The 20,205-nt window shown below is 46.2% G+C and carries 20 protein-coding genes and 1 tRNA gene; 8 read left to right on the top strand and 13 right to left on the bottom strand.

Annotation, left to right across the window (positions count from 1 at the left end; all coding sequences use genetic code 11):
* Nucleotides 1–56 precede the first annotated feature (56 nt).
* Nucleotides 57–148: transfer RNA gene (locus tag V1467_RS08915), tRNA-Ser, on the bottom strand.
* A gap of 219 nt (nt 149–367) precedes the next feature.
* Here V1467_RS08915 and V1467_RS08910 point away from each other — a divergent pair.
* The 7 genes from V1467_RS08910 (at nt 368) to V1467_RS08880 (ending at nt 6,795) form a co-directional block, all read left to right on the top strand.
* Nucleotides 368–1,036 (top strand): Bax inhibitor-1/YccA family protein, encoded by a 669-nt coding sequence (locus tag V1467_RS08910; protein ID WP_416308443.1) that lies wholly within the window; start codon nt 368–370, stop codon nt 1,034–1,036.
* A gap of 44 nt (nt 1,037–1,080) precedes the next feature.
* On the top strand, nt 1,081–1,470 hold the full coding sequence (tusD, locus tag V1467_RS08905; protein WP_416308442.1) for a sulfurtransferase complex subunit TusD: 390 nt from the start codon (nt 1,081–1,083) through the stop codon (nt 1,468–1,470).
* Nucleotides 1,470–1,826: a sulfurtransferase complex subunit TusC gene (tusC, locus tag V1467_RS08900; RefSeq protein WP_416308441.1), complete on the top strand. Its 357-nt coding sequence runs from the start codon at nt 1,470–1,472 to the stop codon at nt 1,824–1,826. The genes tusD and tusC overlap by 1 nt, the downstream gene beginning before the upstream one ends.
* Nucleotides 1,826–2,110, top strand: a complete 285-nt coding sequence (gene tusB, locus V1467_RS08895) for a sulfurtransferase complex subunit TusB (RefSeq protein WP_416308440.1) — start codon at nt 1,826–1,828, stop codon at nt 2,108–2,110. The genes tusC and tusB overlap by 1 nt, the downstream gene beginning before the upstream one ends.
* Before the next feature lie 6 nt (nt 2,111–2,116).
* Entirely contained in the window at nt 2,117–2,455 is a 339-nt protein-coding gene (locus V1467_RS08890; RefSeq protein WP_416308439.1) for a TusE/DsrC/DsvC family sulfur relay protein, read from the top strand.
* Between the two features lie 372 nt (nt 2,456–2,827).
* Nucleotides 2,828–3,505: a PEP-CTERM sorting domain-containing protein gene (locus V1467_RS08885; RefSeq protein WP_416308438.1), complete on the top strand. Its 678-nt coding sequence runs from the start codon at nt 2,828–2,830 to the stop codon at nt 3,503–3,505.
* 113 nt (nt 3,506–3,618) lie between these two features.
* On the top strand, nt 3,619–6,795 hold the full coding sequence (locus V1467_RS08880; RefSeq protein WP_416308437.1) for an endo-1,4-beta-xylanase: 3,177 nt from the start codon (nt 3,619–3,621) through the stop codon (nt 6,793–6,795).
* Nucleotides 6,796–6,863: 68 nt separating this feature from the next.
* Here the strand turns inward: V1467_RS08880 and serS are convergent, their stop codons facing one another.
* The 6 genes from serS to lrp form a co-directional block, all read right to left on the bottom strand.
* On the bottom strand, nt 6,864–8,153 hold the full coding sequence (gene serS / locus V1467_RS08875) for a serine--tRNA ligase (protein ID WP_416308436.1): 1,290 nt from the start codon (nt 8,151–8,153) through the stop codon (nt 6,864–6,866).
* Nucleotides 8,154–8,219: 66 nt separating this feature from the next.
* The gene (gene crcB / locus V1467_RS08870) at nt 8,220–8,603 is read right to left on the bottom strand and encodes a fluoride efflux transporter CrcB (RefSeq protein WP_416308435.1); all 384 of its coding nucleotides are present in this window, start codon (nt 8,601–8,603) and stop codon (nt 8,220–8,222) included.
* A complete protein-coding gene (locus V1467_RS08865) occupies nt 8,596–9,924 on the bottom strand; it encodes a replication-associated recombination protein A (protein ID WP_416308434.1) in 1,329 nt (442 codons plus the stop codon). The genes crcB and V1467_RS08865 overlap by 8 nt, the downstream gene beginning before the upstream one ends.
* Complete coding sequence (gene lolA, locus V1467_RS08860) at nt 9,905–10,537, bottom strand: outer membrane lipoprotein chaperone LolA (RefSeq protein WP_416308433.1); 633 nt, start codon at nt 10,535–10,537, stop codon at nt 9,905–9,907. The genes V1467_RS08865 and lolA overlap by 20 nt, the downstream gene beginning before the upstream one ends.
* Before the next feature lie 2 nt (nt 10,538–10,539).
* Nucleotides 10,540–12,885, bottom strand: coding sequence for a DNA translocase FtsK 4TM domain-containing protein (locus V1467_RS08855; protein ID WP_416308432.1), 2,346 nt, complete (start codon nt 12,883–12,885; stop codon nt 10,540–10,542).
* 174 nt (nt 12,886–13,059) lie between these two features.
* Nucleotides 13,060–13,542, bottom strand: coding sequence for a leucine-responsive transcriptional regulator Lrp (lrp, locus tag V1467_RS08850; protein WP_416308431.1), 483 nt, complete (start codon nt 13,540–13,542; stop codon nt 13,060–13,062).
* A gap of 137 nt (nt 13,543–13,679) precedes the next feature.
* Between lrp and ald the strand changes: the two genes are divergently transcribed.
* On the top strand, nt 13,680–14,810 hold the full coding sequence (gene ald, locus V1467_RS08845) for an alanine dehydrogenase (protein ID WP_416308430.1): 1,131 nt from the start codon (nt 13,680–13,682) through the stop codon (nt 14,808–14,810).
* A gap of 389 nt (nt 14,811–15,199) precedes the next feature.
* On the opposite strand, the gene V1467_RS08840 is transcribed toward ald, so the two are convergent.
* The 6 genes from V1467_RS08840 to tmk all read right to left on the bottom strand — a co-directional run bounded on the left by V1467_RS08840 (nt 15,200) and on the right by tmk (nt 20,162).
* On the bottom strand, nt 15,200–15,955 hold the full coding sequence (locus tag V1467_RS08840) for a hypothetical protein (RefSeq protein ID WP_416308429.1): 756 nt from the start codon (nt 15,953–15,955) through the stop codon (nt 15,200–15,202).
* A gap of 179 nt (nt 15,956–16,134) precedes the next feature.
* On the bottom strand, nt 16,135–17,130 hold the full coding sequence (locus V1467_RS08835; protein WP_416308428.1) for a rhodanese-related sulfurtransferase: 996 nt from the start codon (nt 17,128–17,130) through the stop codon (nt 16,135–16,137).
* Nucleotides 17,131–17,261: 131 nt separating this feature from the next.
* Nucleotides 17,262–17,807: a YbhB/YbcL family Raf kinase inhibitor-like protein gene (locus V1467_RS08830; protein WP_416308427.1), complete on the bottom strand. Its 546-nt coding sequence runs from the start codon at nt 17,805–17,807 to the stop codon at nt 17,262–17,264.
* A gap of 35 nt (nt 17,808–17,842) precedes the next feature.
* On the bottom strand, nt 17,843–18,622 hold the full coding sequence (locus V1467_RS08825; RefSeq protein ID WP_416308426.1) for a TatD family hydrolase: 780 nt from the start codon (nt 18,620–18,622) through the stop codon (nt 17,843–17,845).
* Between the two features lie 14 nt (nt 18,623–18,636).
* Nucleotides 18,637–19,536, bottom strand: a complete 900-nt coding sequence (gene holB / locus V1467_RS08820) for a DNA polymerase III subunit delta' (protein WP_416308425.1) — start codon at nt 19,534–19,536, stop codon at nt 18,637–18,639.
* Nucleotides 19,536–20,162, bottom strand: a complete 627-nt coding sequence (gene tmk, locus V1467_RS08815; RefSeq protein ID WP_416308424.1) for a dTMP kinase — start codon at nt 20,160–20,162, stop codon at nt 19,536–19,538. The genes holB and tmk overlap by 1 nt, the downstream gene beginning before the upstream one ends.
* Between the last annotated feature and the right edge of the window lie 43 nt (nt 20,163–20,205).

The following is a 20,205-nucleotide window of genomic DNA, read 5'->3' as shown; positions in this document are numbered from 1 at the left end:
TGTGATAAACTTACACCCATAAAAAAACCCGCAACATGTGCGGGTTATTTTAAATTTGGCGGAGAGCGAGGGATTCGAACCCCCGGTAGGTTTGACCCTACGTCTGATTTCAAGTCAGGTGCATTAAACCGAGCTCTGCCAGCTCTCCAAATTGTGGGGCGCATATTAATGAGCTTTATCAGGCTTGTAAAGTATAAATTGGCTTTAACTTCCCGTTTGCTTCAAGAATGAGCAATTCGTTTAAATAATCAGCCACTCAATAATTCTTACAATCATCCGGTACGGTATTGCTTGAATTTTGGAACTAAAACCCATACAAATAGCCTTAGATGTAGTTAATGAAAGTTGTTTTATCCTGGAGGAAACAATGAACGAAAGAACAATTTATTCCGCGTCGTCGGAAACATCGGTATTACAAACCAACAAGGTGTTACGTAGTACTTATATGCTGTTGGCTATGACATTGGCTTTCAGCGCGATTGTGGCAGGAGTTGCCATGACGCTGAATTTACCTCATCCGGGTCTGATTATTACCTTGGTGGGATTTTATGGCTTGTTATTTTTAGTCCATAAAACCAGTAACAGTGGTGCTGGTGTATTAAGTGTTTTTGCCTTTACCGGCTTTTTGGGATACACCCTTGGCCCTATTCTGAATATGGTCATCGGTGCCGGTGGTGGTGAGCTGGTCACCACGGCTTTAGGGGGTACTGCACTGATCTTCTTTGCACTATCTGCCTATGTGTTGATGACTAAAAAGGATATGTCCTTCCTGAATGGCATGTTGTTTGCCGGTTTCTGGGTGATTCTGGTGGGTATGATCGCCAATATATTCCTGAATATTCCGGCCTTAAGTTTGGGTATGAGTGCCCTGTTTATTCTGTTCTCTTCCGGCGTCATTCTGGTTCAGACCAGTGACATTATTAAAGGCGGTGAGCGCAATTATATTCTGGCCACCGTGACATTGTATGTTTCTTTATACAATATATTCCTGAGCTTGCTAAACCTGCTAATGGCCTTTGGCGGCAGCGACGATTAAAACAACCAACCCCGGCCTGGCCGGGGTTATTTTTCTGGTTATTCATGCATTCATTCTGTTTATTAGTTAACTCCTCTCCTGTTGATTCAAGCTCTGCTTATACGGCATTTCGTTTTGCCGAATCGATAATCAAACTCCAGCATAAGTTAAACGGTATTTTCTTTTATCAGGACGGTATTCATAACACTAACCAATTTGCCAATATGCCTTCAGACGAGCTGAATCTGCAGCAAAAGTGGGCTGAGTTGAGCCGACAGTACGCGATCCCGATGCAGGTGTGCATTACCGCCGCAAACCGTCGGGGGATTATTTCGCAGCAGGACGCTGAAGATAACGATACCACGCACTTTAATTTATCATTTCCCTTTGAATCGGCTGGATTAGGCGAGCTGATCCAGATGATGGCTGACTCTGATCGCGTGGTGCAGTTTTAATGTCCTCCATTGCAATTATTAATACTTCATCACCCTACTCCTCCGCCAGCGCCCAGGAATCACTGGATCTGGCTATGGTTGCCGGTACCTTTGGACAAAAAGTCGCATTATTTTTTATTGACGATGGTGTTTTCCAGCTCGTTACGGGACAAAGCGCCTCAACAGTCGGGCGCAAAGATTTTCATAAGTCTTTCGCCGCGCTGGAGTTTTACGATGTAGAAGACTTGTATGTGTGCCAGCAAAGTCTGCTAGAACGCAATATCACCGCTGATAATCTGAGTATTGAAGTAACGACACTGGCTAAAACTGCCTTGGCTAACACAATAGCTGAATACGACCACATATTGAGATTTTGATGCTGCATATTGTCAATACCAGCCCTTTTAGCGATTTGTCCCTCGAAAAATGCATTGATAGGATGCAGCCACAAGATGGTCTGATCCTGATTGAAGATGCAACCTATGCCCTCAATCAGCTCGAAGTATGGCAGTCTAGACTAACGCCCGAATGTAAGCTGTATGTATTACAAGATGATGCAATAGCGCGGGGTCTTTGCGTTGAGCAGCTTGAGCTAAACTGGGTAAGTTACGACGAGTTTGTAGGATTAACGCTGAGTTACCCTAAAACATTGAGCTGGTAGTAAAAAATGGCGTATTTTATCGAGTTTGAACAACAGCAAATAGAAACCGACAAGTTTGGTTATTTACTCCATGTGGATGACTGGAGTCCTGAACTGGCGGTTGAAATTGCCAAGCAGGACGACATAGAACTTACCGAAGAACGCTGGGAAGTGATCAACTTTGTACGATCCTTTTACCTGGAATTTAATACCAGCCCAGCGATTCGGGCATTGGTTAAAGCCATGGCACAAAAGTTTGGCCCCGATAAAGGTAACAGTCGCTATTTGCATCGCCAGTTCCCCAAAGGTCCTGCCAAACAGGCCACTAAAATCGCCGGATTACCCAAACCGGCTAAATGCCTGTAATAGTTTGTTCAGCGCCATCCAAAAACTGAAAATATTTCCGTTAATTCATTTGCGTCTTACTTTATTTTCTCACCCGGCACGATAACATTTATCACTTTTTAGACGTTAGCATTTTTCCCACTTTCCAACCTCTATATAAGATACTGATTTACATGCAAAAATCATCCGATATTAATTATATTTTTATCATTTTTAATCCACAACCTGGCACGCAGCGAGCAATCATCGTCAGCCCCCCTTGTATACAAGCATAACAAATCGACTACCCTCTTTTCTGATACAGCTTTTTTACATTTTATTTACATACAAGGCGTACTGAATAAAAGCTGTGTTTAACCGTATTCTGACCTCAACAATTAGAGAATTTAAACTATGAAAACACTTCAATATGCGGCGTTAATTTTAGGTTGTGCTCTCACATCACAACTCCAGGCCGCAGCAATAACTAATGGTGATTTTAGCAGTTGCGACTATACCGGGTGGCAGCAGGAATCAGATTTCGCAGCACCAGTTTCAGGCTCAAATGATTTCAGCATTGCCGGTAGTTCACCCAACTGCTCGGCCGTGATGAATGTAGATTATGGTGGTATTGATGATGCTTTTTTCTATACCGCGCTTTTTCAGGAACTGGATCTCTCCAGTGCTGCCGACAGTACTTTTCTGCTTACCCTAGACTTTAACGTCAGTAGTGATTTAACCAGTCAGGATGGCGCTTTTGTTGCCGATTATTTCGCTGCGGGTATCAGTGATGGATTCGGAAATTTTTTACCCGGTTTATTGGCTAGTGAAGATATCGATGGAATATTTAACTACAACTTGTCCTTTTCGTTAGACAATTCTTTTGCTAATCAGACTGGACTGTTTGTTGAATTCCAACTCATTCTGGGGGCAGATATTGGAGGGTTAACGGATCTCTCCGGTTCATCACTTAACATCAGCAATGTTTCATTGGTTGAAGTCGCCGCTCCACAAGTACCGGAGCCAGGTTCCATGGCAATCATGGCTGTAGGACTGGCAGGTTTGGCAACATATCGTAGAAAGAAGCACTAAACGATCTTGGTAACCCGACTATGTTGTCACGTTGTACTCTGTTTATTGTGCAGAAAGTGTTTGGTTTGGGCCTGCTTAAAACAAAATAAAGCTATTTTATAAAGGTCATAACAATGAAATTTTTCACAGCCACTAAAGGGATGTTCTACATCCTGATTACGTTATTTTCCTGTATTGCGAATGCAAGTTGGACTGATATTCAGAGCGATATCGCAATATCAATGTCGAAACCGGTTATCGACAGAGCCGATCGAGTTTATGTAGTACAGATTACTCTCACCAATTCGGGTGAAACAGTCATTTCCGGGCCACTGCGACTGCTAATCGAAAACTCGACCATTGAGCTGATTAATTCAGACGGCAGTAACGATCAAGGTATCCCATACATCAATATAGCGCTGCCACAAATTGCCGCCGGAAATTCAGCTACCGCTAGTGCCCGCTTTGCATTAGACCGCAAGACGCTCACTTTCGATACCACCCTGCAAAACCTCGATCCCAACGCTGCCAGTTATGTTGAAGCAGAAGGTGGTGGTGCAGGAAATCTGGTCTTTATGGGCAGTGAGTTTAATCTAACAGATGGTGATCCAGGCTATGTCTGGATTAACTCAACCGATGCCAATCCCCCAACGGATGATAATAGAGTTATTCAACTGGAAGTTACCTTTCCTCAAGCCGCAACCTATGAGCTCTACGCACGTCTGCGGGTCGGTGCTGGTGCTGCCAACGATGACAGCTTTTTTGCGCCTGACAGTTTGGGCGTGAACAATGGCTGGGTACTGATCAACAGCATCGCCGGCTTTTCTGCTCCCGGCGAAAGCGGTTATCAACCCGGAGAACCTGTTGTTGCCGGTGGATCTTCGGTAACTCAAGCCTGGAAATGGACAAAATTGGCCGGCATAACCTACACAGTAGCGGAAAATGCGTTAACTCAGACATTTCGCTTTGCCGGACGTGAAGACGGCCTTGATATCGACAAATTTGCTTTTGCCCAGCAAGGTGTACTCTTTACCATTGAACAACTTGAAAATGGTCTGCCCGGCGACGTCATTCCTCCCCCTGAACCCTTTGTACCCGAAGGACCACCGATGGCCGAGGGTAAAGACAAATTTGTCGGTGGAGTATGTTGTGGTCGTCAGGCAGTAAACTTTACTGCCTACTGGAATCAGGTAACACCGGAAAATGCCGGAAAATGGGGTTCTGCCGAACCCACCCGTGATGTGTTTAACTGGACCGAGCTGGATCAAGCCTACAACATGGCCAAAGACAATGGCTTTATTTACAAGCACCATGTTCTGGTTTGGGGAAATCAACAACCCGCCTGGATTTCAGCATTACCCGCTGAGGAACAACTTGAAGAAATCCTTGAATGGTATCACGCCGTTAATGACCGTTACGCCGATATCGATTTTATCGAAGTGGTTAACGAGTTTGATAACGATCCTCCTAATTCGGCTAATAATGGCCCGGGTTATATCGATGCGCTAAGACTGTTTGATCCGGATACCACCGCTGAACTCATCACCCATTACACTGATCTGGGCATGGATCAAAACGCAGCGGCCGCTCAAGCAGCCAGATTTGACTGGATCATTAACGCCTTTCAGATGGCGCGCAATATTTTCCCGTCAACCACCCAGTTGATGATCAATGAATACAGTGTGATCAATACAGCTTCACGCACTTCACTAATGATTGAACTGGTTGAATTACTTGACGAACGCGGCCTGATCGATGCCATAGGCTTTCAGGGGCATGCCTTTTCAACCACCGGCAATAATCAGAATATGCTGGACAATATTGACCGTTTAGCCGCCACCGGTTTTGACTTGTATGTTACCGAACTGGATATTGATGGTCCTACAGATTTAATCCAGCTAATCGATTATCAGCGACTGTTTCCGATGTTCTGGAACCACCCTGCCATTAAAGGCATCACCATGTGGGGTTACCTGCCCGGCCACTGGCGCGAAAACCAGGGCGCTCATCTGGCGTTTGAGAATGGTGCCGAAAAACCGGCTTTGGTGTGGTTAAAAGGTTATGTGCGCGGCGTATTACCACTAATTACAGATCCGGGTCAGGTTGAAACCAGTAGCTCGGCCACTGTCGGCTCGACGCTGGTTAATTTGCAAACCACCACCATAAACGGCAGCGCTCATCCTGATGATGCAACCATAACCTGGTCGATACTCGGTGGCAGTGGTGCAGAATTATTTACTATTGATGCCGACACAGGGGAAATAACAGTATCCGGTTCGCTGACATTAAGCAGTTACAACCTTCTGGTTCAGGTTCAGGTGGATGAATACATCAGTACCTTACTGGATTTGAATATTAGTGTAGAAGGTGGCGGTGCACCTGAGCCTACCGTTATCACCTATGATTTTATCAGCGGTTTACAAGGCTGGCGCGGTGATTATGGTACACCCACCGTAGTGAACCATAACGCTGTTGAACAAGCAGCCGAGATTGTGCCGGACTGGTCAGTCAATGTACAAAATATTATTGGTCAAATCAGTGAAACGGATTACACCGGGGCTAGCGTTGAATACAGCTTACGCATCACCCAGGCTCAAGCAGATGCAGGCATGACGGCGCAAGGTTATGTACAGACTGGCGCGCAAAGCAGTTATGCTCGCATGTACGGCCCTGTGGTGCCGCTCACTGCCGGTGTAAATACTCTTACTTTCACCCCAACTGATAACGGTAATAATGATATTAGGATTATTGAGCGGGTATCGTTGCAACTCAACGGCCCATTGGCAGGAACCGCTGCCGAATCGGATACAGTATTGCTGGATAAGGTGACGGTTACCCTTCCGCCTGCCGGGGCTCCACCTACCACAGTTGAATATAACTTTTTAACCGATGCCGAAGGATGGCGAAATGATTATGGTACCAATTCTGTGGTTGGCTACGATCCGGTTGCACAAGCCGCTGAAATTGTGCCGGACTGGACAGCAAACAGCCAAAACCTGATCAAGCAAATTAGCCAGACCGACTACGCTGGAACCAGTATTGAATACACTATTACCGTGACTCAAGCGCAAGTTGATGGCGGATTAACCGCCCAGGGTTATGTACAAACCGGCGATCCCAACTACGCACGGATGTACGGGCCGATTGAACCCCTGATAGCAGGTACGAATACGTTCAGCTTTAGCCCGACAGATAACGGCAATGGCGATATCGCTATTATCGAGCGGGTAGCACTACAGTTAAATGGTCCACTGACGGACGGTACCGCGGATAGCATATTATTGAATAATGTGACTATCACTTTTCCCTGATAAAATCAGGATCCAGATAAACAAAACCCCGGATAACCGGGGTTTTTTATGTTTATTTGGGCATAGAATTAACCAATCTTTTGCAGACCACCCATATAAGGTTTTAAAGCTTCAGGTACCAGTACCGAACCATCCGCTTGTTGATAGTTTTCCAAAATCGCAACCAAGGTACGGCCTACAGCCAAACCAGAACCATTTAAAGTATGCAGTAACTCCGGTTTGTTAGTTTCCGGATTACGGTAACGCGCCTGCATTCTGCGTGCCTGAAAATCGCCCATATTGGAACAGGATGAAATTTCACGGTAAGTATCCTGCGCAGGTAACCAGACTTCCAGATCGTAGGTTTTACGCGCACCAAAGCCCATATCTCCGGTACATAACAATACTTTACGATAAGGTAATTGCAGCACTTGCAAGACTTTTTCTGCGTGGCTAGTCAGTTCTTCCAGCGCCTGATCAGAGTCTTCAGGTTTGACTAACTGCACCATTTCGACTTTATCGAACTGGTGTTGGCGGATCAGGCCTCGGGTATCGCGACCGTAAGAACCGGCTTCACTACGAAAACATGGCGTATGCGCTGTCATTTTTAGCGGCAAATCATCGGCTGACAGAATTTCGTCGCGAACAATGTTGGTTAACGGCACTTCCGCAGTAGGAATCAGTGATAATCCCTGTCCTTCTTCGGTGGCCGGTTGAGTGTGGAACAAATCTTCACCAAATTTTGGCATCTGTCCGGTGCCGTAAAGACTATCTACGTTAACCAGATAAGGTACGTACATTTCCTGATAACCGTGCTCGGTGGTATGCAAGTCCAGCATCATCTGACTCAAGACCCGATGCATTCTGGCAATTGCACCGCGCATCACTACAAAACGCGAACCGGTTAATTTAGTCGCAGTTTCAAAGTCCAGCCCTTTGTCTAGATCAGTGCCTATATCAACATGATCTTTGATTTCAAAATCGAACTGTCGTGGAGTACCCCAAAGCAGGATCTCAAGATTTTCAGTTTCATCTTTACCCGCAGGCACCGTGTCATCGGGTAAATTAGGCACTGACATGGAAAACTGATTAATTTCTTCCAGTAAAACCGTCAATTCTGCCTTGGCCGAATCCAGTTCACTGCCCAGCTTGCCTACTTCGGCCATTAAAGGAGCAATGTCTTCACCTGCCGCTTTGGCTTTACCAATAGATTTAGAGCGCACGTTACGTTCATTTTGCAATTCCTGAGTGCGGACTTGCAGTGTTTTACGCTTTTCTTCCAGTTGATTGAATGCGGCTACATCCAGCTTAAAACCGCGTAACGCCAAACGTCGGGCGGTTTCTTCAATATCATTACGTAAGTGCTTGGGATCTAACATTTTTGCTTTTGTTAACCTTATTAAAATGATGTCTGGGACAGCCGGTACAAACCGGCGATTAATTTATTATTGCCTGCCAACCAGTTGTAAACCCAGCCAGGCAGCGCCAAAGCAGCAAACCAGGTTAAACACAATATTCATTAACCCTTTCATCCATGATCCTTGTTGCATCAGCAACATGGTATCAACGGAAAAGGTGGAAAATGTGGTAAGTGCGCCTAAAAAACCGATCGCAACCAGAGAACGCCACGGAGCCACACTTACATGGCCTTGTTCCAGCAAGCTGTACAACAACCCGAGCGTAAAAGAACCGACAATATTGACCAGCAGTGTACCAAAAGGAAAACCTTTGCCAAGCAGCTGCAACATCATTTGGTTAATAAAATGCCGCAAACAGGCACCACCTGCCCCACCAATGGCAATATAAAGATAGACGGTGGCATTATTCATAACGCTTGTGCTCACTTTGTTGGTTCAATTGCTGCAAATAATCCAGCTTGGCCTTAATCTGCTTTTCCATTCCCCGTTCATTGGGTTGATAGTAAATTTTATCTTTTAACTCCACCGGTAAATATTTTTCACCTGCGGCAAAAGCGCCCGGCTCGTTGTGCGCATAGCGATATTCTGCACCGTGGCCCATTTCTTTCATTAATTTGGTGGGCGCATTGCGTAAATGCAGCGGGACTTCGTAATCAGGCAGATTTTTGGCATCTTCTTTGGCTTGATTAAACGCCATATAGACGGCATTGCTCTTGGCGGCGCTGGCGCAGTAAATCAACGCCTGAGCAATGGCTCTTTCCCCTTCTGCCGGTCCTACCCGCTGAAAAATATCCCAGGCATTGAGGGTAATTTGCAACGCGCGAGGATCGGCATTGCCGATATCTTCCGACGCAATCGCCAACAAACGTCTGGCGACAATAAAAGGGTCGCCACCGCCTTGTAAAATACGCGCATACCAGTACAAGGCACCATCTGGTGAGGAGCCTCGCACCGATTTATGCAAGGCAGAAAGCATGTCGTAATACTGATCACCGCCTTTATCAAACAGGCTGATTTTATCGCCCACCGCCTGCTTGACGGTATTAATGTCAATCTGGCTGTGGTCGGCAAAATCGGCTGACAGTTCCAGATAATTAAGCAGCCGACGGGCATCACCAGCACTTAACTCACACAACAAATGGCGTGCTTCATCGCTGATTGTCAGTTGCTGTTGCCCCAGCCCCCTTTCTTCGTCCGCCAAGGCTCTATCCAGAATTTCAACCAAATCCGCTTCAAGCAAATTTTTTAACAAATAGACGCGGGTCCTGGACAACAGGGCGTTATTCAATTCGAAAGACGGATTTTCGGTGGTGGCACCAATAAAGGTCACAGTACCGTCTTCAATAAAAGGCAAAAACGCATCTTGCTGGGACTTGTTAAAACGGTGCACTTCGTCCACAAATAAAATGGTGTTTTTACCGCGACTGGAGGCGTGATATTTAGCTGCCTCTATGGCGCTGCGAATATCCTTAACACCGGATGTTACCGCAGAGATACGCTCCAGATGCGCGTTGGAATGATGCGCAACAATCTCGGCCAATGTGGTTTTACCTGTGCCTGGTGGCCCCCATAAAATCATCGAATGGGCTCGACCCAACTGGATCGCCTGATATAGCGGCTTGCCCTGCCCGACTATATGCGACTGGCCATAATATTCATCAATATTTTGCGGCCGCATTCGGGCCGCTAGCGGGGCAAAATTGGATGTTTGTTTAAAGCCCTGCTGGGTCATTACGCTGATCGTCCAGACTAAAACCCTCAGGCATACTGAAATCAAATAACTTGCTATCAATATCCTGACCTTGCTGAATATGACTGAAGATCAATTGACTCAGTTGCTCCTGCCTGTCCACAATCTGCAATTCGGTGAGCTTGTCCTGTTCAAAGATAAACACCAATTTGGCAATTTGGCTGGTTTCCGCACTGGTCACCACTTCAAACTTGTTCCCCTGCTGACTGATACTATAGCTTTGCCATGCATCGCTCTGTGGTTCGGCCAACAATACGATAGGATTATTTTTTACTGCCTCCGCCTGATCCAGGGCAATCACCTGCTCCACAAAAGGATCGACATGCCATAACGTATGGCCGTCCGCTATCAGAATGTTTTCGTTGGGTTCATTGACCTGCCAATGCAGCTTATTGGGTTGCAGTAACTGGATACTACCGGTGGATTGTTGCAATACCTGGCCTTGTGCATCAGTGACTTTTTGGTTGAAATCCGCCGAATAGCTTTGCAATTGGGTCAGCTTATCCTGCAAGGCCGTTTTAGCCGTATCGGCAAAACTCAGATTCGTTATCAACAACGGAATGACCAACAAAGGTAATGTTAAAAATTTTTTCACTATTAATCTCTTATAGGAGGTGGTGCCAATACTTCACGGCTACCATTGTGACCAGATTCGGTTACGACACCACTTTGTTCCATTTGTTCGACAATTCGGGCCGCGCGATTGTAACCAACTTTGAACTGGCGCTGGATAAGGGAAACCGACACTTTACGATTCAACGTCACGAACGCAACAGCTTCATCGTACAGCACGTCACTTTCCTGGTCGCCCCCCTCGGGCTGTTCGCCCGGAAGCAGGATATCAGCGCCGGAATCGCCATTAAGAATTTCATCAATATAATTGGGTTTACCGCGCTTTTTCCAATCTGATACCACCGCATGCACTTCATGGTCATCGACAAATGCCCCATGAACACGTGTGGGCACGCCAGTTCCGGGCGGCAGGTATAACATATCCCCCATACCCAGCAATGCTTCGGCACCTTGTTGATCCAGAATAGTCCGCGAGTCAATTTTAGATGACACCTGAAAGGCAATGCGGGTGGGAATATTAGCTTTAATCAAACCGGTGATGACATCCACTGACGGACGCTGGGTAGCCAGAATTAAATGAATACCGGCGGCGCGAGCTTTTTGCGCAATACGGGCAATCAGTTCTTCAACTTTTTTACCGACAATCATCATCATGTCGGCAAACTCGTCAACTATGACGACAATACTCGGCAATTTTTCCAGATCCGGCGCCACCTCTTCCATACTATCTTCCGACTTCCACAAGGGGTCTTTGATCGGTTCACCATCAGCAATCGCCTGTGCCACTTTGGCATTGTAGCCTTTTAGATTTCGAACGCCGAGAGCCGACATCAGGCGATAGCGTCGTTCCATTTCACCTACACACCAACGTAATGCGTTAGACGCTTCTTTCATATCGGTGACCACTTCGGCCAGCAAGTGCGGAATGCCTTCGTAAACCGACAGCTCCAGCATTTTCGGGTCAATCATAATCACCCGCACATCTTCCGGCGTGGATTTATACAATAAACTCAGGATCATCACGTTAACGCCAACGGATTTACCCGAACCTGTCGTACCGGCAACCAATAAATGCGGCATTTTAGCCAAGTCGACTATCACCGGCTTACCGGAAATATCTTTACCCAGCACCATGGTCAGATTGGATTCCGATGACTGAAACGACGGACAACTGAGTACTTCTGACAGGCGCACCATTTCGCGGTTTTTGTTCGGTAATTCCAGACCAATCACCGATTTACCCGGAATGACTTCCACTACCCGCACCGAGATAGCCGATAAAGCACGGGCCAGATCTTTGGATAATCCGGAAATACGGCTGACTTTGACACCCGGCGCCAAGTCCAGCTCAAAACGGGTGATAACAGGACCGGGATAAACACCGACCACGCGGGCTTCGATATTAAAATCAGCCAGCTTTTCTTCTACCAGACGGGAGACCTGTTCCAGTTCTTCCGGTGAAATAGGATTTTCAATCTTGTCGGCCCGATCAAGTAACTCGATGGTTGGCATCGGCGTACTTTCCCCCGGCTCGACATTTTCTTCAGGTTCAGGTTGTACTTGCGGCTCTTTGCGTTTAAAGATTTTTTTCTTCTTTCTGGATGCCGCAGGTGCATCCAGATCCACGTCCGGTGCAGCAGAGAATGGCTGACTGAAATCGTCATCCAGCTCAGGTTCAATCCGCATCGAAGTAATTTCAATATTCTTGGCCGATTGATTATTCTCAAGTTGTTCGGACTTTTTAGCAGATAAATCCATTAATCTTGGCGGGCTTATCTCACTCAGTCGCCCAGACATTTTTGCCGTGCCTTTTGCCGCCTTAATCACTCCCTCACCCAGCCAATCAACAATACTTAACCAGGAAATACCGGTAACCAGCGTAAAGCCGGTACATAATAAGCAGAGTAAAAACAGAATACTGCCTGCGACATTAAACACCGGTAACAAGGTGCTGCTCATCACATCACCGACAAATCCGCCGGCAGGAAAGTAGAAGGGATCATCAAAATTAAGGCTGGCCAGCCCGCAAGCGCCGAGAATAGAGACCACAGCGCCGATAAAACGCAGTGAGATCGTCAGATAATCCATTTCCAGAATATCTTTGGCCTGCTGAAACAGAAACCAGCCTAACAAGGCTGAAATAAAGGGAAATAAATAGGCCACAAAACCGAAGGTAAATAACAGGATATCGGCAAACCAGGCACCTGCTGCGCCAGCAGCGTTACTCACGGTTCCCTGATGACCGGCCTGACTCCAACTGGGATCAGCCGGATCAAAAGATCCCAGCGACAACAATAAAAATAAAGCAAAAGCACAACTTAAAATCATGCCTACTTCCAAAATCCTTTGGATACCAGAAAGACGCGCCATAGAAGATAATTTCGTTATAGTTTTAATCGATAATTTGGCTGATAAGATACCAGCCAACGCCACAAATGCCCAGTACAGCATCCCGGGTTTTGTCAGTTTTTATTCGCTTTTAAATTGCACAATAAACTAACAAATTCTTTTATATCTGATACTTATCAATTGTATCTAACACTGTTACTTGAGATTAATTTTTATCTGGCTGGACTGTTTTACTTCTTCCATCACCACATAGGAGCGAGATTCACTGACCCCGGGCAATTTTAGCAAGGTATCGCCCAGCAATTTTCGATAAGCAGACATGTCCGATACACGGGCCCGGAGCAGAAAGTCAAAATTACCGGACACCAGATGACATTCCTGAATATCCTCCAGCTCTTTGACTGCCGCTGAAAACTTTTCAAAAATATCGGGCGATTTAGTCAGGTTGATTTCAACAAAAATCAACATCGCCGCCCCCAGTTTTTCCGGCGCTACCTGTGCCTGATAGCCGGTAATATAACCTTGTTGTTCCAGGCGTCTTACTCTTTCCAGACAAGGGGTTGGGCTTAGACCGATGCGTTTGGACAACTCCACGTTCGACAGCCGTCCATCCTTTTGTAATTCAATCAAAATGTTACGATCAATACGATCCAGATGCTTGGGGGTTTTGATTAGCATAAAAACTCACCACATATTGTTTTTACCAGATATTATATCGAAATCTAGCTCAATAAAGAACAAACATCTAGAAAACATACAATATACTTCGCGCTTTCGTTATTCAGGCCAAAAACACTCAGAAGGTAAGGTTGTCTATGTTAATCGGTGTACCCAAAGAAATTAAAAATCATGAATATCGCGTTGGCTTAACGCCTGCTGCCGTTAAAGAATTTGTTACCCATGGCCATTCGGTCATCGTGGAAACTAACGCCGGTGCTGCCATTGGTTTTGCTAATGAGCAGTATATTGCTGCCGGTGCCGAGATCATCGACACGCCGGAAGAAATTTTTGCCAAAGCGGAAATGATCGTTAAAGTCAAAGAGCCGCAACCTAACGAATGTAAAATGTTGCGTAAAGGCCAGACTCTGTACACCTACCTGCACCTTGCGCCAGATCCAAAACAAACTGAATTACTGGTCGCCTCCGGAGCCACCTGTATCGCCTACGAAACCGTTACTGACAATCGTAACGGTTTACCTTTATTGGCCCCAATGAGCGAAGTGGCCGGCCGTATGTCAGTACAAGCCGGTGCCCATTATCTGGAAAAAGCCCACGGCGGTAGCGGTACCTTGCTAGGTGGCGTGCCTGGCGTATCTCCTGGCAAAGTCCTTATCCTGGGTGGTGGTGTTGTAGGTATTAACGCCGCTAAAATGGCTATCGGCATGGGTGCCGATGTTACTATTCTGGATCGTTCACTGCCCCGTTTACGCGAACTGGACGATATTTTCCTGGGCCGGGTGAAAACCGTATTCTCCACCGTTGATGCCATCGAATATTACTCTGCGACAGCCGATTTAATCGTGGGTGCGGTGTTAATTCCGGGTGCTGCAGCACCAAAACTATTAACGGCTGAACATATCAAGAATATGAAAGAAGGCTCGGTAATTGTCGATGTGGCAATTGATCAAGGCGGCTGTTTTGAAACTGCGCATGCCACCACTCATCAGGATCCGGTCTACACCATTGATGGCGTAGTGCATTACTGTGTGGCGAATATGCCGGGCGGTGTGGCGCGTACCTCAACCATGGCACTGAATAACGCTACCCTACCCTTTGGTTTGGCGCTAGCCAACAAAGGCCCTAAACAAGCGATGCTGGATGACCCGCATTTGTTAAACGGCCTGAACGTGCATGAAGGCAAAGTAACATACAAAGCTGTCGTAGATGCGTTGGGCGAACAATTAAACCTGACTTATGTGGATGCGCGCGAAGCACTGCAAGCGTAAGTTCCTGTATCCGTCATCCCTGCGAAAGCAGGGAACCATTTTTTGGAACTTGATATCACTGCGGCTGGATTCCCGCTAACCCCGTGCGGGAATGACAATATTAGACAGCTGTCGAAGTTTCGTCCATTTGGCTAGCGCGAAGGTTGAGCAGCCGAATGGATTAATAGACACAAAACCTGCCGGGCTATAGCCCAACTCGCGAGAAAGGCTTCCAGATGGAAGCCTTTTTTATATCCGTTTAGGGTTTGTTGATCTTTGTTGCCAAATTTTGACTTAGGCCCCTTTACTTCAAACGTAAGGGCCTGTAACCCGGCTTCGTGATCAGAAGGCGTTGGTTTGAACAAAGTCCATACAGCAAAGATTAACAGCTCCCCAATAACACAGAAAATTCAGTTATCTTGCTTGAAGAACCCGGGATGCTCCAGGGCTTTCTCATCTATAACAGCATGCTGCATATTGGCATAGTAATAGAACAGGTAACGTACGCCTGCGTTATCAAACCGAATATCTCCATTTTTTTCAGCTTGTTCAAATAATTGCCGACGGGCGTCCAGCGCTTCAGGGCCAAATTGTTGGAAAATCACCCGACCACCATAAATCCGCTGCATCTGCTGTTCTGTTTTCCAGGCAAGGATAAATTCCCGTGCCATCTCGCTGTTAGCTTCGAGAGCAAGTTGCCTGTGTAACGATGCCCGCAAACGTTTTTGCACTTTTTGCTCTTCAATCAACTTTGCCTTACTCTCGGCCAACAACTCCGGCGCGGCAAGTTGACTTTGTAGTTCAACCAGCCGTTGTTCGGCTTCACGTAAATGCTGTTTGGCAAATTTACGGCTGTTGCGGTTGAATTTGTTGATTTCATCTTCTGTTGCATCAATCTTATGTAATTGAACAAAACGCTCCATTACAGGAGCGCCAAAGACAGTCATGACCCGTCCCATTAGATTCCAACGCTCTGTATCTTGTGAGCTGAACTGAATACTTTGATCGACAGGCTCATTTAACCCGATGTCAGCCGCAGTGATATTTTTACCGTATACCTTACCAACGACTAGATTCGGCGAAAGATTGGCTATGACATCGGCACTGTACAGTACAAACAAAGTAACAAGTGCGGGTACTAAAAACAGTGACATCCTTATACGCATGCATTCATCCTTGTTTGATTTAACAGCGAGTTAATCCAAGTTTACGGCATTAAATATAGTCGGTTGGCTGGATTACATATAGCTCTACTTGCTTTCCCAAATTTTTTTAGAAATAAAAAGGCTTATGCGGGTTAACCAACATAAGCCTTTTTGTATTTGAACTACTTGAAACAACAAGCTTAAACGTTGCTTTTACCCATGGCTTCACGCTGGGCGCGGCGGGCGGCGGCTTTTTGCTGGCGACGCAATTTAATTGCCTTACGCGCTTCGGCTCCTACATGCTCTTCATCGCGTAAACGGGCTAAATTAACCTGCTTTTCACGTTCACGGAAACGGGCAATCTGATCTTCTGAATGGCTACCAAAACATTTTGGACAGCTTACCCCACTTTCGTATTGCCCGGATTGTTTATCTTCATCAGTAATCGGCAAACGGCAGGCATAACACTGATCGTAATGACTTTTCTCCAGATCGTGATTAACTGCTACACGGTTATCAAATACGAAACAGTCTCCTTCCCAGAGCGTTTGTTCTTTGGGCACATCTTCCAGGTATTGCAAAATACCGCCTTCCAGATGGTAGACCTCATCAAAACCTTGTTCTTTCATGTAGGCGGTGGATTTTTCACAACGAATGCCACCGGTACAGAACATCGCGACTTTTTTATGTTTGGCCGGATCGAGGTTCTCTTTTACATATTGGGGAAATTCACGAAACGAATCGGTTTTGGGATTCACTGCATTTTTAAAGGTGCCGATTTCAATTTCGTAGTCGTTACGGGTATCAATTAGCAGCACTTCGGGATCGGAAATCAACGCATTCCAGTCAGCCGGTTTGACATAGGTCCCGACTGTTCTGCGCGGATCAATACCTTCCACCCCCAGGGTGACAATCTCTTTTTTCAGTTTAACTTTGGTACGGTGAAAAGGTTGTACTTCATCGAAAGATTGTTTGGTAGAGATAGGATTAAGGCGTTCGTCGGCATTTAACCAGGCTAATAGCACATCCATATTTTCACGGATACCGGATACGGTACCGTTGATACCTTCCAGCGCCAGCAACAAGGTGCCTTTGATATCGAGCTTTTCCATCAATTCCTGCAGGGGTTGACGGATGTCCTGATAGTTTTCCAGGGTGACAAATTTGTATAAAGCACAAACTACGTACTTTGACATAGTAATTTCCTCCGCGAGCCGGAACGTAAATCCGGAGCTGTTTTAAATAATGGTTTTGACGAGATTCTGCGGCGCGCATTCTAACCAAAATTGGCTAGAATGGCTACCGTAAGGGATAAGACTGGATAGGTTTAGCGTTGATAATAAGAAATAAGCGAGGCTTTTTCCAAGGTATTGGCATTGAGCATATAGCCAACTAATGATGGCTGGCTATCGGCTTTTAAATCCAATGATTCAACGCCCAGTGCATAGACAGTAAAAATATAATGATGTGGACCGTGACCTTCTGGTGGACAGGCACCACCAAATCCGGCCTGACCGAAACTGGTAATGGTTTGCACACTGCCTTTGGGCGCCAAATTTTTAGCCGGATTACCGGCATCTGCCGGCAGTGAATTCACCGAGGCAGGAATATTGACCATTAACCAATGCCACCAACCTGCACCGGTGGGCGCATCCGGATCATACAGGGTAATAGCAAAACTCTTGGTCCCGGCGGGAGCATCTTTCCAGTTTAACGCCGGAGAGATATTGTCACCACTGCACCCAAAGCCGTTAAAGACTTGTTTGCTGGTGAGCTGACCGCCTATTTCATCACTGCTCAAGGTAAAATTAGCGGCCATTAATGGGGTAGTCAGCAAAATACTGACAAAGGCAATAACACGACAAGTTTTCATTAAACACTCCTTTTAGTGAATTGGGCTGATACTAGTCAAGCCGTTTTACGTGGTATTAAATCAAACAACCGATAAAAATTGTCGGTAGTGGCCTTGGCCAGTTCCTCAACCTCGATCCCCTTAAGATTAGCAATAAATTCTCCCACTTCCTTGACATAAGCGGGTTGATTCGGCTTTCCCCGATACGGAACGGGAGCTAACCAGGGAGAATCGGTTTCAATTAAAAGTCTGTCCAGCGGGACTTTCTTCACCACTTCCTGTAATTCTTTAGCGCTATGAAAAGTTACAATACCGGAAATAGAAATATAAAAACCCATTTCAATGGCGGCTTCGGCCATTTCCCAGTTCTCGGTAAAGCAATGTAAAACGCCTTTAGTGTGCTCGGCTTTATGCTCTAATAATAAATCCAGCGTATCCTGCCGCGCATCACGGGTATGGATGATCAGGGGCTTATTCAACTCATTCGCCACTTTAATATGGTCGATAAAAGACTGGATCTGCACCGGTTTGGTCTCGGCACTATAAAAATAATCCAGCCCGGTTTCCCCCACTGCCACCACCTTATCGCTGCTGGCAGCCTGCAACAGTTCATCATAACTGCAAGCCTCTTCCTGATGCAGTGGATGCACCCCACAGGAGGCCGATACATTACCAAAAGGCGCAATTGCCTTGAGCATATCAGGAAACTCACTTACCGATACGGCCACACATAAAAAATGCTCGACACCTTTAGCTTCAGCGTTGGCGACAATCTGAGCTAATTCCTGCGGAGACTTATCCAGACGATCAAGATGACAATGTGAATCTACAAACAAAACACCACCCTTATTTATTCTTTTAACTCTTTAGTTAGTTCCAGTAATCCATACAGCAGCATGGCTTTATTGATACCGGGATTCTGTAACTGCTTGATGACCTGTACACAACGTTGATGCAGTTTCCAGCCGGTTTCTTGTTGTCCGGGCGTAATTCCGGTCATTTTTTGCTGTAGCCAAAACTGGATCCAGCTGACCACCATCGCACTATCCTGTTGCCAGTTGTTGGCTAGTTGCCAGCTATTGGTTTGCTGTTGTTGCAGCGCCTTTAACTGCTGACTGAATTCACTAAAACTCAGTCCATCCTGTTGTTGCAACAATCCCCATGCTTTTAATGGCGCGCCGGCACATAATTGCAGTATTTCTTGCACATCGCCTTGTGCCCCTTGTTCTGCCAGCCAGCTTAATGCATCGGATTGTGTGGGCGGTAACAAGGTGATTTTTTCACAGCGGCTGATAATAGTCGGTAAAAAACGTTGTGGCTGACTGGTTACCAGCATTATTGTGGTGTTGGCGGTCGGCTCTTCCAGGGTTTTCAACAACGCATTGGCGCTGGCCTGATTGAGATCGTCAGCCTGGTAGATAATCAGCACTTTTTCGCCGGACAACTGTGCCGTTTTGCTTAATGCCTGAATGGCTTCGCGAATTTGATCAACGCCAATCTGGCTTTTTTCCTTTCTAATTTGCAGCAAATCAGGATGGCTGTCTGCCTTTACCAGCGCACAGGCCTGACATTGACCACAAGGCCCGTCGACCTGTTTGTTGTTACACAGCAAATAAGCTGACAAGGCCTGAGCAAACTGATCTTTGCCGATACCCTGTATGCCCTGCAAAATCAAACCATGGTGCAAGCTATGATTAAACGCACGGCGGCATAATTTTTGGTAGGAGTCGGTTAGCCAGGGATAAAGCACTAGTGTTTGTCCAGAAATAAATTAATGGCTTTGGTAATATCTTGATGCACGTTTTCCATCGGCTGCATGGTATTGATCACGACTGCCCGGGGATCGTCGGCACATAATTGCAGATAACGCTCCCGGGTGCGTTCAAAAAAGCTGATGTCTTCCTGCTCAATCCTATCCAGCTCTCCCCGACCTCTGGCTCTTGCCAATCCAGTCGCAGGTTCCACGTCAAGATACAAAGTGAGATCCGGTTTAAAACCTTTTAGGGTAATGTTACGTAGCGGTTCAATCATTGAATCAGGGATTTGCCGACCACCACCTTGATAGGCTCGCGATGACATATCATGTCTATCGGCCAGTACCCACTGGTCTGCGTTAATTGCAGGCTGTATTACATTTTGAACTAACTGTGCACGGGCCGCATACATTAGCAACAGTTCCGCTTCGACTGTTACCTTTTCATCACGCCAGTCCTGTTTAACACAGTTACGGATGGCTTCGGCCATCGGGGTGCCACCGGGTTCACGGGTACAAACCAGAGGTTTACCAAATTGTTCGATGGCAGCCTTAATAATGGTAACGGCACTGCTCTTTCCGGCCCCTTCCAACCCTTCTATCACAATAAACTTGCCTGACATTGAATTCCCTGATGATTGCTGTAACTGATAGTTGTTATATTTA

Origin of the sequence: Neptunicella plasticusilytica, from assembly GCF_047922965.1 — a bacterium.
GTDB classification, from domain to species: Bacteria; Pseudomonadota; Gammaproteobacteria; order Enterobacterales; family Alteromonadaceae; genus Neptunicella; species Neptunicella plasticusilytica.
The sequence above is the reverse complement of the archived record's forward strand: the minus strand, read 5'-3'. Positions and strand labels throughout refer to the sequence as shown.